This window comes from Streptomyces sp. NPDC101234 (assembly GCF_044767525.1).
Taxonomy (GTDB): Bacteria; Actinomycetota; Actinomycetes; order Streptomycetales; family Streptomycetaceae; genus Streptomyces; species Streptomyces sasae.
Genome location: NZ_JBIWOA010000056.1, coordinates 1 through 17,305, shown reverse-complemented (window position 1 = coordinate 17,305; position 17,305 = coordinate 1). Strand labels below are relative to the sequence as shown.

Here is a 17,305-nt window from a genome sequence, read left to right as displayed (position 1 = left end):
ACGCGAATCACGTTCGCCCAGCGCCCGAATCGCGGCCAGCACCTTGTCCGGCAGTCTCTGACCACAGGTCAGGGGCCGGCACCGTCCTCAGGGCATATGTTCCGCCAGCCACGGTCGACGAGTCTGTCATCTTCGCACGCAGTGGCTCCGGCTTACCGCCCGATACCGCACAGCTCGCTGGCGAGCAACTAGCAAGCTGCCCGGCTTCGTACGATCGCCCTGGAGAGCCGGGAGAAGCTCATCCCGGCCGGGGAGTCCCGGCAGGCTCTCCTCGAATCTCTGTTGTTGGACTACTAGCCCCCCCCGGATCGACCAGCCCCGACCCGCTTCTCGGTCCCATAGACCTCAACTTCCCCTGCACATTACGGACTTCACGCTACGAAGGCAGGGACGGCGCGTACGCCGGTGGCGTGACTCGGTGACTTGTGGCTATGCGCTCGACCATTCGGGTGACAGTCACAGGGATGCCTTGCCCGTGGTTCGCCCGTATGGCGTACTTGAGGCAGTGAACCGGTGGGCCGCCCATCCCACAGCCGGGAGATCGCGGTAAGGGCGGTGTCCGCCGGTCTTTCCTTGTCGACACAGGAAACCGCTCCATTGTGGGCGCCGGCCAAGCAGCAAGGCCCTCCCGTGCACACCTTCCGGGGATCATCGCTGCCTTAGCACACGCTTCGCCAGCGGTGCGTCGGTGCAACTCCGCCAGCTGGGTGGTCCGGTTCAGCACAGTTCAGTCCTCTGTCCCTGCTCTACCAGCGAGGAGTCTGTCCATGCCCATCTCTCCGAATCAAGGATCCACAGGCGGCGGCACGTTGGTGACCATCACCGGTACGAACCTGTCCGGCACCACCGCGGTGACGTTCGGCACCAAGCCGGCCACCAATGTCACCAATGTCTCGGCGACCCAGGTCACGGCCGTGTCGCCCTCGGGCAGCGGCGAGGTCGGGGTGACCGTGAAGACCGCGGGCGGCACGAGCAACCCCCTGCCGTTCTACTACGTCGGCGCTCCGTTCAAGTCGTCGCTCACTCCGACCTCGGGTCCGCAGGCCGGCGGCAACACGGTCACCATCAACGGTGTGGGACTGGCGACCGCGACCAGTGTGGCCTTCGGCACGGCGACCGCCACGCCGACGGTCATCTCGGACACCCAGATCACCGCCGTGGTGCCGACGGGCACGGCGGCAGGTCCCGTCGGGGTGAGTGTGACCACCGCGGGAGGAACCAACAACGGGCTGTCCTACACGTACATCGCCGTCCCCACCATCACCGCCGTCGCCCCGTCCTCCGGGCCGACGTCCGGCGGTACCGGTGTGACGATCACCGGTACCAACCTCGACTCCGCCGAATCGGTCACCTTCGACGGCGTCGTGGCACCATTCTCCGTCGTGAGCGCCACCACGCTGTCGGCGGTGACTCCACCGGGTACCGCGGGTGCGGTGGACGTGGTGGTGACCAACCCGGCCGGCGCCGCGACGGACACCGGCGCCTACACCTACGTGGCATCTCCCGGCATCTGACCGTCGTCCACGCTGCCGCCCGGTCCACCACCGGGCGGCACTGCCGCGCTCCCGCGCAGAAGGCCGATACCGAACGGCTCATCCGGCCTGACGTCCTCGGCATCGGTCCTCCAGGGCACATGCCCTGACCTCACCCGCCCCTGCACCAGGTGCGGTTGGCTACCCCAGTCCGCACCGACATCCGCGCAGATCCCGGGTTCTGCCCGAGCTGCCCTAGGAGCATCCTCATGCCTCCCACACTCAGCACCCTCAATCCCTCGCAAGGGCCCACGACCGGGGGCACGACCGTCACCCTCACCGGCTCCGGACTCACCGGCGCGACTGCCGTGCGCTTCGGCAGCACGCCCGCCGCCTCCTACACGGTCAACTCGTCCACCCAGATCACCGCCGTCACCCCGGCCGGAACCGCGGGCGCCGTGGCAGTGACGGTCACCAGCCCGGCCGGCACCAGCAACGCTGTGACCTTCACCTACGTCACGGCTGCCGTACCGGTGATCACCGGTGTGGCACCCAACAGCGGTCCGACATCGGGAGGCACCAGCGTCACCATCACCGGGACCGGGTTCGCCGGCGCCACGGCGGTGAACTTCGCCGCGACGCCAGCGGCGTCGTTCACGGTCACCTCAGCCAGCCAGATCACCGCCGTCACTCCTCCGGGCAGCCCCGGCGGTGCCGCGGTGACGGTCACCACGCCGGGGGGAACCAGCTCGGCCTCCGCGAACGCCTACTTCTTCTACGCCGCACCTCCGGTGCTGAACGCTGCCGACCCTGCCCAGGGCCCGACGGCCGGGGGGACGTTGGTCACCCTGACCGGAAGCAGCCTGCTCAACACCAGCGCCGTCACCTTCGGCTCCACGAACGCGACCTCTTTCACGGTCGTGTCGGCAACGCAGATCACGGTCACAGCACCACCCGGCACGGGCAGTTCACCGATCACGGTGATCACGCCGGGTGGCACGAGCAACCCGATCGGCTTCACCTACGTCGCCCCGCCCACCCTGGCCAGTCTGGCACCCAACAGCGGCCCGACGTCCGCGGGCACGGTGGTCACCCTCACCGGCACCAATCTGGCCACCGCCACCACGGTCGCCTTCGGCACCGTGGCTGTCGCCTTCACTGTGGTCTCCAACACCCAGGTCACGGCCGTCGCGCCTGCCGGGGCCGCGGGGCCGGTCACAGTCACGGTCACCACAGCGGGCGGCACCAGCGCCGGCCTGACCTACACCCGTGTCGCCACGCCCGGCATCTGACGTCTACGCGGCCTGCTGACCCAACCGGGTTGCTTGTGCACATTGCCTACCCGCACCACGGCATAGATCACCGTAGCGTAAAGATCCGCAGCCCCACGACCCAGCAGACCCGTTGATCGACACAAGGAGCCGAAGCAGTGAGCATCCCAACGCGCAGAGCAAAACTGGTCATCGCGACGGCGCTGACCGCCATGCTCGGGTTGGCCACGCCCGCCGAGGCCGTGGCATCCAGCACCACCGTCGTGGCAACACCGCAGTCCACCGCAGTGGGCACACCGGTGCAGCTGACAGCGACGGTGACCTGTACCGGTGATCCCAGCGGCGGTCTGGGGATGACGTTCTTCGACGGCAGCAACCAGCTCAACACCGTGCCCGTGGCGGCCGACGGCCAGGCCATCTACACCACCACCTTCAGCACCGTCGGCGCGCACACCATCACCGCGGCATACAACGGCAACGGCACATGCGACGCCTCCAACGGCACCACGACCGTCCAGGTCACGACCACCCCCACCCAGCCCCCTGGATTCTGCCTGCTCACCTGCGGCGGGTTGATCGGCTTCAACGTCGGCGACATCAACAACACCGTCATCATCTCATCGCGCAACCACGGGCACTGGGCACCACCCATGCGGTAGGCCGCAGGCACAATGCGGCAAGTCCCTGGCGCCGGCGACCTGTGTACCAGGAACGCCACCACGTGCTGCCTGTGCGACAAAGGTCCATACCGGCCGTGGGACCCGCAACCTGGAATGTCCGGCCGGTGCTCGTCGTACCAGACCCGGGCACCGGAAGACGTCGCAGCCACGGAGACACCGCCGGTCCTCCCCTCTTCACCACCGGGGCCACCGAATCTCGTCCGAAGCCCTGCCTCGCCCTTCGATCCTGGCTCCTCATCGATCACTCTCGGACGTCAGGTCGTGGTGGTTTGTTACTGAGATTCCCAAGCTGAGAGCGCGAGTTCGATTCTCGTCACCCGCTCCACGAAGAAGGCCCAGGTCAAGGACCCGGGCCTTTTTGCTGTTCGTGGTGATCAGTCGCCGCGTGCCAGATCCGTGCCAGAAGGCTTGTTGGGCGCTCTCTGTACGGCAGCGGCCCGCGCCTTACGGACCGTGGCGTCCAGCCCGGCGGCGACCTCCTCCTGCCGCTCGTCGTCGGAGTGCTGATAGATCAGCGCGGCCTTCTCGGAGGACTGCCCGGCCCGGACCATGGTGTCCTTGAGCGTGGCCCCTGAGCGCGTCGACAGCGTGTGCCCCGTGTGCCGGAGATCGTAGAATCGAAAGCCCTCAGGCATGCCGACGATCTCCCGCGCCTTCCGCCACCTTCGCCCGAAGGCGCTACGCCGGAACGGAGCGCCTTCCTCCCCGACGAAGAGCAACCCGTCCGGCCCCTGCTCGGCGTAGCTCTGCAGATGCCAGCGGAGCTCCCGGTGGAGGAACTCGGGAAGAATCACAGTCCGGGTTCCGGCCTCGGACTTGGTGTCGCCCGGTACGCGCCGCCCGTTCATCCGCTCTGGCTCGGCGAGGCGAACGCGGACGCGCAGGTTGTCGAGGTCGACATCCCGGCGGCGGAGGCCGGCCAGCTCTTCCGGTCGCATCGGACCGTACGCGCCGAGGTAGACCATGAGCCGCCAGCGCATCCCCACGGCGTTGGCGAGTGCGTCGACCTGGGCGACCGTAGCGATGCGCCGCTCAGCCGCCTTCTCCTTACCGGCGCCCTTGATCCGGCACGGATTGCGAGTGATCAACTCGTCGTCCACGGCCGTCTCCATGATGGCCTTGAGGAGTCGGTACGCCTTGGCCGTCATCGTCTTGGCGTTGGCGGTCCGCAGCCGATCGGCCCGCCACTCACGCACGCGCGGAGCTGTGATCTCGTCCAAGTCCGATTCAGTGAAGGCGAACAGGTGCTTGTCGAGGAGATAGCGATAGAGGTCGTGGGTCAGAGGCGCGAGCTCCCGTTCCTCGACCCACTTGTCGGCGTAGGCCCGGAAGCTCACCGCGTCTGCCTCCGGATCGCGTCACTCGCCCCGGCGGATCTCCGTCTGCTTCTCGGCAAGCCAGTCGTCCGCGTCCGCCGTCGTCTCGAACGTGATCGGAGCCGGACGCATCACGCCATCAGGGCCCGGATAGCGCGCCTGGTAGCGACCGGAAGGCCCATCTCAACATCACCCGTCCGAACGATCGCCGTCTGAGTCCGAAAGCTCCCATGATCATAGGACGGAAAACCGCGATCACGCTGCGATCAGCTCGCCACGTCCGGCCAATACGGGGGCTCGCCCACAAATTCTTATCAGAAAGGCGGTTCGTCGGGCCATTGCGAGATGCTGACCTGACTAGCAAGATCGGCGAGCCCATCATCTTTGAGAGCACCCGCGTATTCTGACCGCTTGGACCAAGGGATAGCTTCGAGCAGGACGCGGTGCATCCCAAACCGGTTATGACGGGATCCCGCTGAGTTACTCCTTCAGGCTGTCGTCATCGTCCTCAAATGGCGTGTCGGGAAACACCGCATGGTCGCCCCGTTACCGTGCAGGGGTCGACCACAAAGGACTGCCCGGCGGCTGGCGGGCAAGGGCTCCCTCAGCCGCGTAGCGGCGTAGCCCGATCGAGAGGATCTGGACCTTGAGCGATTTTTCCCGCCGCTACGTGCTCAGGGCGTCAGCGGCCGCCGGCGCCGGGGCGGTCGTCGTCCCGGGCCTTACGGCCGCAGGCGCGCCGGACATTGCGGCCGCGACCACCTCGGGCCTTCTGGCCGCGAGCGACCCGGCTAAAGGGTCGCCGGGATGTCGGCCGGCGAAGCTGACCGGTCGCGTCGTCCGCCCCGGTGACGCCTCGTACACGAATGATCGCATCGACTACGACCAGCTGTTCTCTCACTACCCGCTGGTCATCGTCTTCGCCCAGGAGACCAAGGACGTGGTGAACGCCCTCACCTGGGCGCGGCAGCACAACGTCGCACTGCGGGTACGCAGCGGCCGCCACGCCCTGGAGGGCTGGTCGAACATCGACAACGGCATCGTGATCGACGTCAGCCAGCTCAAGTCGGTCCACATCGACACCGACGCTCGTATCGCAACGGTCGGCGCCGGCCTGACCCAGTTGGAAGCGGTGACGGCGCTCGCCAAGCAGGACCTCGCGGTCACGACCGGAAGCGAGGGCAGCGTCGGCTTGGTCGGTGCGACGATCGGCGGCGGCCTTGGCCCCCTCAACCGCTTGCTCGGCATGGCCTGTGACAGCCTGATCGGGACCGAGGTCGTCGTCCCGTCGGGTCGCGACTGCGCCGAGGTGATCCGTGCCGACCTGAAGGACCACTCAGACCTGCTCTGGGCGCTCCGTGGGGCGGGAAACGGCAACTTCGGAATCGTCACGCAACTCACCTACAAGGTGCACCCGCTCAAGAGCGTCGCCTATGTGCAGGCGACCTGGGACGGCCTTACGGACCTGCATGGGATCTTCGATGCATGGCAGCGCACGGTACCGTTCGCCGACAACCGCCTCGGATCCGAAGTCGAGTTCCACAAGTCCCAGATCCTGCTGTCCGCGTGGCTCGCGGAGGGCACGGCGGCAGAGGCCAGAAAGCTGCTGGCCCCGATCCTGTCGATCGGAACGCCCGATGTGACGGTGCAGGTCGGTAACTGGGGCCCCATCTTTGCCGGAGCCCAGGTCCCGCGCTCGCAGGAGCCCGCCAACGTGAAGTTCTTCTCACAGTTCGCCAAGAAGCTGTTCCCGAAGAAGGCGATCGACGTCATCGGCTACTACATGCAAAACGCTCCCACGGAGGACAGCAACTACTTCGTCGATGCCTTCGGCGGGGCGATCAAGAAGGAGCCCCGCGGCGGCACCGCGTTCGTACACCGCGACGCGATCTTCTACGGCGAGATCGGCGCAGCCTGGGGGACTCCTTCAACGACACCCGGCGTCTGCGACCCGCTCACCTCGACGTGCCAGGCCTGGACCGCCGAATTCAGCCAGGCGATGCGCAGCTTCGTGGACGGCGCCTACGTCAACGTGCCGAACGTCGGAATGCAGGAGTGGGAGACCGCCTACTGGGGGACACGCAACTTCGAGCGGCTGCGCAAGATCAAGGCGAAGTACGACCCCGACAACGTCTTCCAGTACGAGCAGAGCATCCCGCCCGCGTCACGCTGATCGACAGTTCGCCGCCGGGGCCCCGCCCCGATCAGGCTCGGCCTTTCACGCAGAAGGGCCCGACGCAGTCGAAGGGGTGTCGTCAGCCTCGATCTTGCATGAGGGATCGTCAGCTTGCTGACGATCCCTTTGCTCGTTCAGAGTGAAGATTTCTGCTTGCGGGCAGGGCTGATGGTCCGGCTGTCGTGCCGGGTGGGCGCCGGGTTCCACGGCTCCGGTTGTGATGGTGCTGGTAGCAGGGATGGGATGCTGCTGGTCAGCCAGGGTTGGGCAGAGCTTCGAGCCGGTCGAGGGCGATCAAGGTGGAGGGCCCCTTTTCCGCGACAAGATCGAGGACAGCCTGCCAGTCCTCCACCGAGGCACCAGGGACACGCACGTCCGGCAGCGACCCCACCAGGTCCGGATCGAAGAAGCACTTCACGTCATCCCACAGCAGATCAGCCACCCCGCCATGCTGCCCGGCACCCCGACCCAGCGCACTCCCGTTTCCCTTGACCAAAGACATAGAGGCACCCCCCGCTGAGGTTTTCGCAGGTCAACGCGCACCTCACCGAGAACCCCGGGTCAGTGCCCCTCTCTCACTTCCGCGGCGAGAAACTCGTGCCCCCCTATCGCGATTCTGTCATTCGTCACCTCGAAAAAGGACTGAATCACTCGTTAGGCGCCAATGACTGATATAACGCATTTTCACATGCGCCTTTCATGACATGTTGACCTCCCTGCTTCCCCGAGGGAGGAACTGCGTGCCCAACTCCCCCACGCCCACGGACCCGGCCCCGCGATACCCCAGGTGGTCGGACCGCCTCATACGTCAGCTCGACACCTTCGCGGCCACGCGGTCCCGTGCCGAGAAGGTGCCTGCTCTGGTCCTCACCAGGCAGGACGGCGGCGATGTCCGGGCACCGGCCTTCATGGTCCGGGAATACGAGCACCGGTTGTCTCGACGACGGGGCACCCCTCATTTCCAGGTACCGCACGCCGTCATCGACGACGCGGAGCTGAGCGGAGGCTTCCTTGCCGCGATCGACCGGGTCGGACTGCGGTTCCAGCTCACCATGCCGACTGGAAGACTGCGGTTGCCGGCCCTTCACACCTGCCGGGCCGTACTGAACTCCGAACGCGGCACGGGCGACTTCCAGGCCCAGCAGCAGCCGATCCTCGACGACCTGTACACAGCGCTGCTCAAAAGACGGAAAACGCTGCGCGCCTGCGCTCGCCTCGCGGACTTCCTCGGTCAGCATCTCCTGACTGGCTGGCTGCAGGGACTCGTGGCAGCCCTGGTCGTCGGCTTTCCCAAGCTCTGTTACCGGTTCCACCTGCGGCACTGGGGCCTGCGCTGGGTCGCGGACGAAGCGAACGCGACCTGCTTCCTGGACGCCGCGCTCGCCTTCTGCCAGGACGGCGAGCTGGACAGGGAGGACCCCCGCGTGCGACGCATCCTCTTGCGCGCACTGCTCACCGATCTGCGGAAAGCGACCCGAAGGAGGACCTGGCTGAGTCACCTGTGGGCGCGGCGCCGGTGGTCCTTCGTCGTCCTCGTTCCCGAGATCGACAACACGGACGGCCCGGGCCGCGCCTTCCTCGGCACGTTCGAGGAGCTCGCCGGTGACCAACCGTCCAAGCCGCTGCTCGTCTTGGCCGCCTGCGCGGGTCCGCCTCCGGACTACGCCGCGCCGCTGGGCGCCGACCCCGACCGGCCCAACGGCATTGCCGACAAGGTCTTCACGTTCCTCAACGAGGGCAGTGACGAGCCGGTACGCCTGGTCACGCTGCCTGCCGAGGACGACACGGAGGGCACGGCCAAGACGAAGATCGACACCCACTGGGGCGTCATGGCTCGCCGGGACCACCCACTCGACTGGTTGCGTCCGACTGCTCTGCCCGTCATGGCCGCGGCGACCGCGGGCATCCTCCTGGCCCCGCACTACCTCTTGCCCACTCCGCCCCCCGCGCCTCCCTCATGCGTCACAGTCAAGACCGGTGAGCGCGTAGGCGTCACCGACGGCAGCCAATGCGATCTGGCCGTACCGGGAGCCCGCGGAAAGGAACTGCGGGACCTGGAGCGCCAGGTCGCCAAGGAGAACGCCCAGATCCCGGACGGGCGTTACCGCACCCTGGTCTTCCTCGCCCCCCTGAGTCTGCAGAACGGCGTGTACGACGACCCGCCGATCGGCCTGCAGATCCTGCGCGGCGCCATCGCCCAGCAGCACAAGCTCAACACCGGGGTCCGCCAGAACAAGATGCCGATCCGCCTGCTCATCGCCAACACCGGCCAGTACTTCCAGTACGGCGCACACAGCTCCACAGCGCCGCAGGACCCGGACGTCGCACAGATGATCATCAGCCGTCAGCGGCAGGACCACATAGCCGCGGTCATCGGCATCACCCAGAGCCGTCCCGAGTCGCTGAACGCGGTCCGGGAACTCGACCAGGCCAGCATCCCGGTCATCGCGAACGGTGTGTCCGGAAGCACCATGGTCGGCCCCGACTCACCGCAGCGGTACTTCCAGATCTCGGCGCCCGACGGGCGAGTCGCGCCCGTCCTCGCCGACTTCATCCGCCACTCTCCCGCGGTCCGCGGACTCACCAGTGGCACACCGCACGCCGTGATCGTGTACGACCCGACCGACACGGCCTTCAGTACGGACCTCAAGAACCTGTTCATCACCGCCTATCGCGGACACGGCGGTATCGACGAGATCAAATACAGCGAGAAGCCCGGGGCGACCACGCCGGAGAACATCGCGAGCGAAGTGTGCAACAAGGTCGCCGCGACACACGGGATCGTGGTCTACCTCGCCCGATCCGGCGTGCTTCCCAGCCTCCTCAACGCGATGCAGAGTGCGGGCGGTCAGTGCCAGCCCCCGGAAGGCACGACCATCCCGATGATCACCGAGAGCTCCCCCATCGACTTCCAGCTTCATCCCGAACAGACGGCGCGTGCCTACCCGTACATGACGCTCTTCTACGAGACGACGAACGCCCCCACCCCGGACTCCCGGGATCCCTATGCCCAGTTCGCCCAGGACTTCGCCACCGCCTTCGGCGGACGCAGCGCGGATGCGGACGCAGCCGGCGGCTTCGACACCGTGGGGGTCGTCAGCAAGGTCATCGAGGACCTGCTGCCGGCTTCCGACGACGTCCAGCCCAACGACATCTACCTGTGGCTCACCGCCCACGGCGTGTCCCAGTACCCCGGCGCTTCCGGCGTGCTGCAACTGGACGGCAAGAACAAATACCCACCCGAAAAGGCGGTGTTCATCCGCGAGATCGCCCAACCGAGCGGAATCACGGCCACACTACTCAGCTGCGGAGTCCTACCCGACCGGCAGAACCCCGCGAAGTGGGGCACTCCTCCCGACACCTTCCCCTGCCCCAGGGACGACACCGCGGCGACTTCCCCATGAGAGGCTCCCGGTTCAGTTCGTGCTGAGCATGCCTTCCCACAGGCGGGCAAGAAGGCAAGGAGGCACTGACAGCGCACCCCCGGAATGCATGGAATCCTCCCGGCCGAGTGCAATCGCAAAGTAGACGCACCCTGGAAGCGTGACAGGAAAACGGACCGCATGAGGCGCCGGCGCAGCCGATCTCACGACTCCGTACAGAGGTCCCGTCAGGACGAGCCCCGGCGGGGCCTCGCCGTATCACCCGCCTATCACACAGCCCCTATGAGCGGGGTACTGGCTGAACCTGTTTGACCAGGTGGAAGACCTCCCTGGCAGCGTAGCGTTTGAGGCAACGGACGATTTCGCGCCGGGTCTTGCCCTCCTTGATCCGGCGCTCGTAGTAGTCCTGGGTACGCGGGTCGACCCGCAGGCGGGTGAACACGATCCGACGCAGCGCGGCATTGGCCTGTCGGTCGCCGCCGCGGTTGAAGCGACGGCATTGTCGGCGTCCCGAGGAACGCTCGACAGGGCTGACACCGCATAGCCCAGCGAAGGATGCCTCGCTGTCCAGCCGTTCCGGGTTGTCCCCCACCGTGATCAGCAACGAGACCGCCGTGTCCGGGCCGATCCCCACCACGTCGAGCAACTGTGGGGCGTGGCATTTCACGAGCCGTCAAGACGAGTCTCCACGTCCCGGATCCGCTCGGAGAGCTGGCCGATCCGCTGAGCCAGCCAACCCAATGCGATCCGAGTGGCCTGCAGCACCAGCTCCTCGCCGACCTCCTCGCAACTGCTTTGAAGACCCGGTTTTCGAACTCCCCTTCGCCAAGGCCCTCGTGATGACCAGCGGACGCATCACCGACGGCAAGACCCTCCTGCTCCTACACTGGGCGGCCCTGCACGACCCCTTCGCCCAACAACAGAACGGCTGACAGGCTGCCTTCGTCGGAGAGTCCAGGATGCGCTGAGCTGGGACTCCCTGAGGGGTCGTCACGGAATGGGAACTTCAGTCGCAGCGAAGCGATAAATTCCGTTCGCATCTATTCTCGGTGAAAACGGTGAAGATCAATAGGTCAGGCCGTGGTTTCCGTGTGCATTTACCGAAAGCGGTGGACCAGGGCTGTACGCGCTGGATACGCTCGCCAGATGCCTATATACACGTACCTCCTCCAGGTCCATCCGAAAGGCGAAGGGAACTGGGCCAACCTTCTCGAACCGCGTTCCGGGTCCCCGGTAGACGGGACCTTCGGCACCGTCGAAGTGCCGGAGAACGGGTTATCGGATGCCGCCACGGACAAGATGAACCGGTTCTCGGGCATGGGACTCAAGCTGAGAGTGGCGTTCTGGGAAGGGAGAAGAGTGAATGAGCGTCTGTACAGCAATGAAGTCTTCCGCCTGATCTACGACGACGGCAGAATTATGGATGCCGATGGAGTCGCTCGGGACGGCGGCGACGAAACGTCGCGCGGTTCCGGGAATACGCGGCCCGGGTGTCCTCACGCTCCGCACGACGGTTCATGCGGTCACGAGGGCGCGTGCATGCCCGCGCATCACGGCAGGGACTGTGACGCGGTTCGGCCCGTCTGCCCCTCCTGCTTCGACGAAGTGTTTCCCAGCAGAGTTCCGGACATCGTCGAGCGTGTACGCCGCGCAGGAGAGCTGGTGCTGAGATGCTCGTCGTGCGAACAACTCTCCTTCCACTTCGACACCGATCTGATCTGCAATCTGTGCCATTGGCTCGTACCGGATGCCAATGAAGAGCTGGAAGACCGGTTCGCGTCGAACGGCGGTGAATTCCCCCCGCAGCCGGACTCCTGTCCCGGCTGCAGCAACCAACTGCCGCAACTCGCGGGGCCTTTCACTTTCGGCTGCCCGAAGTGCGGACAGAGCGTCATTCTCGCGCAGGATGCCTTCCGCCCCGGAACCACCATCAAGACGATGTGCCCGAACCGGGAATGCAGGCTCTACATCACGATCCCGCCGAGCATCTGGTGCCAGGTGTGCGGGCAGAACCTGCGTCCCTTGGACGTCGTCAGGAGACTGACCCTGGAGGCCAACGGCACCCGGCTACCTGCTCGGAGCAACGTCAGAGAGGATGACGCCACCCGTCTCGCCCGACGCCTGGCCGAAGCCGCGGAGACCGGCCTGAGGAATTACCCGTATCTCTCGAAGGAGCAGCAAGGGCTCCTCCTGGACAAGGGGCATCTGGACTCGCTGATCCCTTCGGCCGAGCAGGCTGACGCATGGGTACGGGGCGCGGTCGAAATCAGGGCAGCCGGACATCAGCTCAACCGAAACGGTGGCATGCGCGCGATGCAGGAGACCCACCAGCGGGTGATGGAACTCGGCCTCAACTACCGCGCTGCGGCCCGGGAGATCGAGCGGCTCTGGGACGGCATCGGAGACTGGTGGGGGTGAAAGCGGCGGCGCGTTACGTCGGCGGCAGGTCTTTGCGCCGGAGCAGCGCGCCGATCGCCCTTCCGGCCTCCGTAGTCAGCTGGCCCGCGCATGGGACACGGAGCTGTTCGGCGACGGAGTGGATGTACAGGTCGCAGGCCGACTCCACCAGTTCGCACAGGCTGCTGATGGCGTCCCGCGTCTTGATGACGCCGGCCGCGGCGAGGATGCCGCAAACGATCAGCGCGGGCCACCAGAAGAGTCCCACTCCGCCGTAGAGAACAGCCCACGACACCAACACACTTGATTCCTGATAGGCGAGCTGTGCCGCCGCGATGTCGCTCCTCGACACGTCGGGCAGTACGGTCCACAGCCGCGGCCAGACGACCGTCAGGTCCAGCCCGTACGCCCGGTGAATCCTTATACCGGTCGCCGTCCAGCGATCGCCGATCCAGGTCGGCCTTTGCGGCCGTTCGAGCCCGATCGACTCCCGCCTTGCCAGCGCGTCGCGGTACTCCGGTCCCACCAACGCGGCTGACGGGTCCACGGCGTTGAGGATCTCCGTCCTGAGCTGGGCGGCCGTGCGGTCAGCGGCGTCCCAGCGGCGCCTGCGCCGGTCGCGGAGCCACCTCGCGGGCGCGACGGACGTACCGGGCAGCGCCCAGGCGCGCCGGAGCGCCGCTCCGAGACCGATGGCCGCGAGCCCGATCGCAGCGGCGGCACCGAACACTCCCGCCACGAGAAGTACGGCCTGGGCCGTGGACCGCTGGTCGCCGAGTCGACGCACCAGAGGTTCTGCCGCACGCGGGTCGACGGCGTGCTCCCAGCCGAGTCGGGCGGCAACGGCCGCGCAGCACAGCCAGAGCAGGCCGGGCAGGAGCAGGTTCACGAGCCACCGGTCCGCGATCCTCGCTCCGAGCTGCTGCAGGAAGGCGGTCACCCGCTCTCCACCGAGATCCAGGTCAGCGCATCACCGGTGACCGCGCACCTCCGGATCGGACTTGGGTCGACAGCGGCATACGCGCGTCCACAGCGATGGGGGTGCGGACATCGCCAGCCGCTCACCGTTCTGATGTCCGGCAGACCGCTCGGCAAAGGCTTGTATTCACGGTTCGGGTCGGTGACTCCGTCCAGGCCCGCATCGGCAGCGGCATCCTCGACGGCGTCGAGCAGTTCGGTCAGCGCGTCCGCGGAACCGGCCCGGATCACGGCCGCCAGTTCCTCCCAGTTCTCGCTCGGAAATCCCGCACGCTCGATCTCCTCCCGGAGCTCGGCGTCGGACTCAAGACTCTCGCAAAGCTGGCTGACTCGCCGCAGAATCGGCGTAAAGTCCGGCATGACTTAATCCTGCCACGGTCACGGGGTTCTATGGTCGAGAATGAGCGTCTCCGGCAGAACGTCATGCAGATTCGATGGCAATTGGAAGGCATGCCGCATAACCACCCGAAACGGGCGGAATTGCACGCCGATCTGACATTGGCGCTTCAGCGTCTGTTCGAGCAGTCCCGGGATGTCACCGTGCTGCGCGAGGCGATCACCGCATGCCGGACCATCATTTCACTCACACCTCCTTCCCATCCGGAATTCGAGGCTCACAACCGGAATCTGGGCAGGTTGCTGTTGGATCTGTTCACCAGCACGACGGACCTCGATCCGTGGAATCTTGCGCAGGCCGTGAAGTGGTCGTACCCGTGGAGAGCCGGACCGGTCGGCACCTATTCCACGGATCCCATTTCAGCCGCATCCCTCTATGGGCTCGCGTCCGCACTCCTCCGCGAGTACCAGCGGACGGACGACTTGCCCACGCTGCGCGACGCCGTCAGCGCGGCGCGGCGCGCTGTGGAGTTCATGCAACCCCACGACCCGGCCCTCGACACGTACCGCGAGACTCTCGCCTCGATGCTCTGGCTGCTTTCCGGACGTACCGGTGACGTCGAGATCCTGGACGAGGCATCCGGTCTGATCCGGCGGTCGCTGAGCGAAGCCCGGCGAGAGAGCGAGGATCACTCTGCACGGCGGAACCTCCTCGCCCATGTGCTGAAGCGGCAGTACGAGCTGACGGGTGACGTGCCCGCGCTGCGCGAGGCCGCGGGGTTCGGCCGCGGTGCGGTCGCGACCGCACCGGGTAGCGGCCGTGAGGCCGCGTCCTTCACAGGCAACCTGGCTGATGCTCTCCGGATGCTGTCCGAACGGACGAGGGACCTGGCCATGGCGCGGGAAGCGGTGTTCTACGCGCGCGAGGCGATCGGCGGCCTTCGGCCCGACGATCCCGAGTGGGCCGGAACCCAGGCCGTTCTGGGCAGCTCATTGGTCCACCTCGCCGACCGCACGGGCGATGAACGGACAGCCGCCGATGCCACGAGGGAAATCGACAAGGCTGTCAACGCCACCTCGGTGAACCATCCCGGCTACCTGCCGCGACTCAACGTGCTGTACCGGGCATTGATGAATGAGTACGGCCATTCAAAGGATCCGGCGCTGTTGGAAAGGGCTTTGGAGGCCGCACGGGACCTGGTCGGGACGGCGCCCGCAGACCATCCTGAGCGGGGAAAGTATCTGTCCCGTCTCAGCACGGCGCTGCGCGAGTTGTATCTGCGCAGTGAGACAGCTCCGGTCCGAGCCCTCGATGAATCCATAGAGTTCGCGAAGCAGGCGGTTGCCAGTACTCTGCCCAATCATCCTGACCGCGCCGACTGCCTCTCCAACCTCGGTGAGTTGTTGCAGCTGTCGTTCGAGAGGACCGAGTACCCCGCTACGCTGCGTGAGTCCGTTCCGCCCTATTCGGCGACCGCCAAGATGAGCGGAGCTTCGATCAGTCAGCGCATCACAGCGGCGCAGCGTGCAGCCCTTGCGGATCTCCGGCTGGGGCGCGTGCGGCGCGCGATGGCGATGATCCGACTCGCGACGGAGCTGCTGCCGCAACTGGGCCTGCGAGACGTAGACCGCGCCGACCGGGAGCACCGGGTCAGCAGCGCGAACAGGCTTCCCGCGACAGCCGCGGCGACCGCCATCGCCGCGGGACTGCCTGGTTACGCGGTCGAACTGCTGGAACAGACCCGCGGAGTGGTTTTCGCGGGCACGCTGGACACGCGGGACGACGCAGCGGAACTACGGGCCACAGCTCCCGATCTCCTGCCGCGGTTCCAGGAGATCCGCGACGCGATCAACGCTGCCGATCACGAGATCACGCTGCCCTCCTTCGGCGAGCACCGCGACGCCACGGGACGCCACTCGCGCGAACTAGCCGCCCGCCGCGTGGCGCTCAACGAACAGTGGGACGCGCTCCTCGAAGAGATCCGCCATCGGCCCGGCCTGGCCGGCTTCCAACGCCCCACGCCCATCGCCGAGCTGTGCCGGCACGCAGACCGGGGTCCGGTCATCTACGTGACGGCGGACGAGACGAGCGCCCACGCCCTGATCGTCCGCAACGATCCCGATGAGCCGACCGGCACCGTGCACCTTCCCGCCGCGGTCACCCGGAAGGCGGTCGTGCAACAGGCGGACGCGTTCCGCACAGCTCTACGGGTCACCACCGACCGGCAGCAGCCCGCGCGGGCACGACGTGAAGCACAGCAACAGATGCTGGCCGTGCTCGCCTGGACTTGGACCAACATCACCGAACCCGTGCTCGACTCCCTGGGCCACACCGGTCCCCCACCGGAAGGCCGGCGTTGGAGCAGGGTGTGGTGGTGCCCGGTCGGCGTGGTCACGATGCTGCCCCTCCATGCCGCGGGCCGCCACGAGCCGACCGCACAGTCCGAGACGGTCATGGACCGCGTCATCAGCTCTTACACTCCCACCCTCCGCGCGCTGGCCCATGCGCGGCGCGACGGTTCCGGTGCGGAGTCCGCGCTGGTGGTCGCCGTTCCGGACGCACCGGACTGTCCGCCGCTCGACGGCGCCGCCCAAGAGGCCGACATCGTGCGCGACTTCATCCCCGGAGCGTCCGTCCTTCCGGCTCCCGGCATTACGACGGACCGCGACGCCGTGATCGAAGCACTGCGTCGGCACGGCATCGTCCACCTCGCGTGCCACGGCTACGCAGACCTGCGCGATCCGTCGGCGAGCCGACTGCTGCTGCACGACCACGTGGCCAACCCGTTGACGCTGCACGCCATCACGCGCCTCGATCTCCGGTATGCCCGACTGGCCTACCTGTCCGCCTGCAGCACGACCGACACCAACCAGGAACAGGCGGACGAGGCGACGCACCTCACCGCGGCCTTCCAACTCGCCGGATACCGCAGTGTCATCGGGACGCTGTGGCCCATCAACGACCGGACCGCGATCACCGTGGCGCAGGACTTCTACGCCAGCCTCACCGCCGATCGGACGCAACCGGCCGAGCCGGAGCTGGCGGCCGAGGCCCTGCATCACGCCGTACGCAGACTGCGCGACAAGACCCCGGCGCTGCCCAGCCGTTGGGCCGCCTACATCCACTCGGGAACGTAACTGACTGAGTTCTTCGAGTTGGCCACCGATCAGGTGATGGTCCGTGGAGCGCAACAAGCGAGACCCCCGGGCTGTTGATCGAGATGTCTGACGTCTCAATCACGTTGCTCGGGGGCCTCGTTGGTCGTCTATCCTGCCGCACTCGACCTGCCGCATGC

General features: G+C 66.7%; 11 protein-coding genes and 1 pseudogene. 7 read left to right on the top strand and 5 right to left on the bottom strand.

Features of this window, described 5'->3' with window-relative positions; all coding sequences use genetic code 11:
* The first annotated feature begins 767 nt into the window (after positions 1 to 767).
* From ACIRR9_RS51365 to ACIRR9_RS51355, 3 genes are all read left to right on the top strand, one after another.
* Positions 768 to 1,514, top strand: a complete 747-nt coding sequence (locus tag ACIRR9_RS51365) for an IPT/TIG domain-containing protein (RefSeq protein WP_403767532.1) — start codon at positions 768 to 770, stop codon at positions 1,512 to 1,514.
* A 227-nt stretch (positions 1,515 to 1,741) separates the two neighbouring features.
* Positions 1,742 to 2,764, top strand: coding sequence for an IPT/TIG domain-containing protein (locus ACIRR9_RS51360; protein ID WP_403767529.1), 1,023 nt, complete (start codon positions 1,742 to 1,744; stop codon positions 2,762 to 2,764).
* A gap of 137 nt (positions 2,765 to 2,901) precedes the next feature.
* Positions 2,902 to 3,402 (top strand): Ig-like domain-containing protein, encoded by a 501-nt coding sequence (locus tag ACIRR9_RS51355; protein WP_403767527.1) that lies wholly within the window; start codon positions 2,902 to 2,904, stop codon positions 3,400 to 3,402.
* Between the two features lie 395 nt (positions 3,403 to 3,797).
* Here the strand turns inward: ACIRR9_RS51355 and ACIRR9_RS51350 are convergent.
* Positions 3,798 to 4,913 (bottom strand): annotated as a pseudogene (locus ACIRR9_RS51350) (tyrosine-type recombinase/integrase); the annotation flags it as partial.
* A gap of 472 nt (positions 4,914 to 5,385) precedes the next feature.
* Between ACIRR9_RS51350 and ACIRR9_RS51345 the strand changes: the two are divergent.
* A complete protein-coding gene (locus ACIRR9_RS51345; protein ID WP_403767524.1) occupies positions 5,386 to 6,912 on the top strand; it encodes an FAD-binding oxidoreductase in 1,527 nt (508 codons plus the stop codon).
* Between the two features lie 256 nt (positions 6,913 to 7,168).
* On the opposite strand, the gene ACIRR9_RS51340 is transcribed toward ACIRR9_RS51345, so the two are convergent.
* Positions 7,169 to 7,357 carry a hypothetical protein gene (locus ACIRR9_RS51340; protein ID WP_403767589.1) on the bottom strand — a complete coding sequence of 63 codons (189 nt, stop codon included), beginning with the start codon at positions 7,355 to 7,357 and terminating at the stop codon, positions 7,169 to 7,171.
* 298 nt (positions 7,358 to 7,655) lie between these two features.
* On the opposite strand from ACIRR9_RS51340, the gene ACIRR9_RS51335 reads away from it, so the two are divergent.
* On the top strand, positions 7,656 to 10,319 hold the full coding sequence (locus ACIRR9_RS51335; RefSeq protein WP_403767522.1) for an ABC transporter substrate-binding protein: 2,664 nt from the start codon (positions 7,656 to 7,658) through the stop codon (positions 10,317 to 10,319).
* 259 nt (positions 10,320 to 10,578) lie between these two features.
* Here ACIRR9_RS51335 and ACIRR9_RS51330 read toward each other — a convergent pair whose 3' ends face one another.
* Positions 10,579 to 10,935, bottom strand: a complete 357-nt coding sequence (locus ACIRR9_RS51330) for a transposase (protein ID WP_403767583.1) — start codon at positions 10,933 to 10,935, stop codon at positions 10,579 to 10,581.
* Positions 10,936 to 11,444: 509 nt separating this feature from the next.
* Here ACIRR9_RS51330 and ACIRR9_RS51325 point away from each other — a divergent pair.
* A complete protein-coding gene (locus ACIRR9_RS51325; protein ID WP_403767519.1) occupies positions 11,445 to 12,716 on the top strand; it encodes a hypothetical protein in 1,272 nt (423 codons plus the stop codon).
* A gap of 13 nt (positions 12,717 to 12,729) precedes the next feature.
* On the opposite strand, the gene ACIRR9_RS51320 is transcribed toward ACIRR9_RS51325, so the two are convergent.
* Together ACIRR9_RS51320 and ACIRR9_RS51315 are read right to left on the bottom strand one after the other, a co-directional pair.
* The gene (locus ACIRR9_RS51320) at positions 12,730 to 13,635 is read right to left on the bottom strand and encodes a hypothetical protein (RefSeq protein ID WP_403767517.1); all 906 of its coding nucleotides are present in this window, start codon (positions 13,633 to 13,635) and stop codon (positions 12,730 to 12,732) included.
* Positions 13,632 to 14,033: a hypothetical protein gene (locus tag ACIRR9_RS51315; RefSeq protein WP_403767514.1), complete on the bottom strand. Its 402-nt coding sequence runs from the start codon at positions 14,031 to 14,033 to the stop codon at positions 13,632 to 13,634. Before ACIRR9_RS51315 ends, ACIRR9_RS51320 begins: the two co-directional genes overlap by 4 nt.
* A gap of 30 nt (positions 14,034 to 14,063) precedes the next feature.
* Here ACIRR9_RS51315 and ACIRR9_RS51310 point away from each other — a divergent pair, with 30 nt between their 5' ends.
* On the top strand, positions 14,064 to 17,147 hold the full coding sequence (locus tag ACIRR9_RS51310; protein WP_403767512.1) for a CHAT domain-containing protein: 3,084 nt from the start codon (positions 14,064 to 14,066) through the stop codon (positions 17,145 to 17,147).
* Positions 17,148 to 17,305: the final 158 nt, after the last annotated feature.

Excerpts from the sequence above, each read along its gene's own strand:
- ACIRR9_RS51360 (WP_403767529.1), top strand. The coding sequence starts at position 1,742 with ATGCCTCCCACACTCAGCACCCTCAATCCCTCGCAAGGGCCCACGACC.
- ACIRR9_RS51325 (WP_403767519.1), top strand. The coding sequence starts at position 11,445 with ATGCCTATATACACGTACCTCCTCCAGGTCCATCCGAAAGGCGAAGGG.
- ACIRR9_RS51365 (WP_403767532.1), top strand. The coding sequence starts at position 768 with ATGCCCATCTCTCCGAATCAAGGATCCACAGGCGGCGGCACGTTGGTG.
- ACIRR9_RS51315 (WP_403767514.1), bottom strand. The coding sequence starts at position 14,033 with ATGCCGGACTTTACGCCGATTCTGCGGCGAGTCAGCCAGCTTTGCGAG.
- ACIRR9_RS51310 (WP_403767512.1), top strand. The coding sequence starts at position 14,064 with ATGGTCGAGAATGAGCGTCTCCGGCAGAACGTCATGCAGATTCGATGG.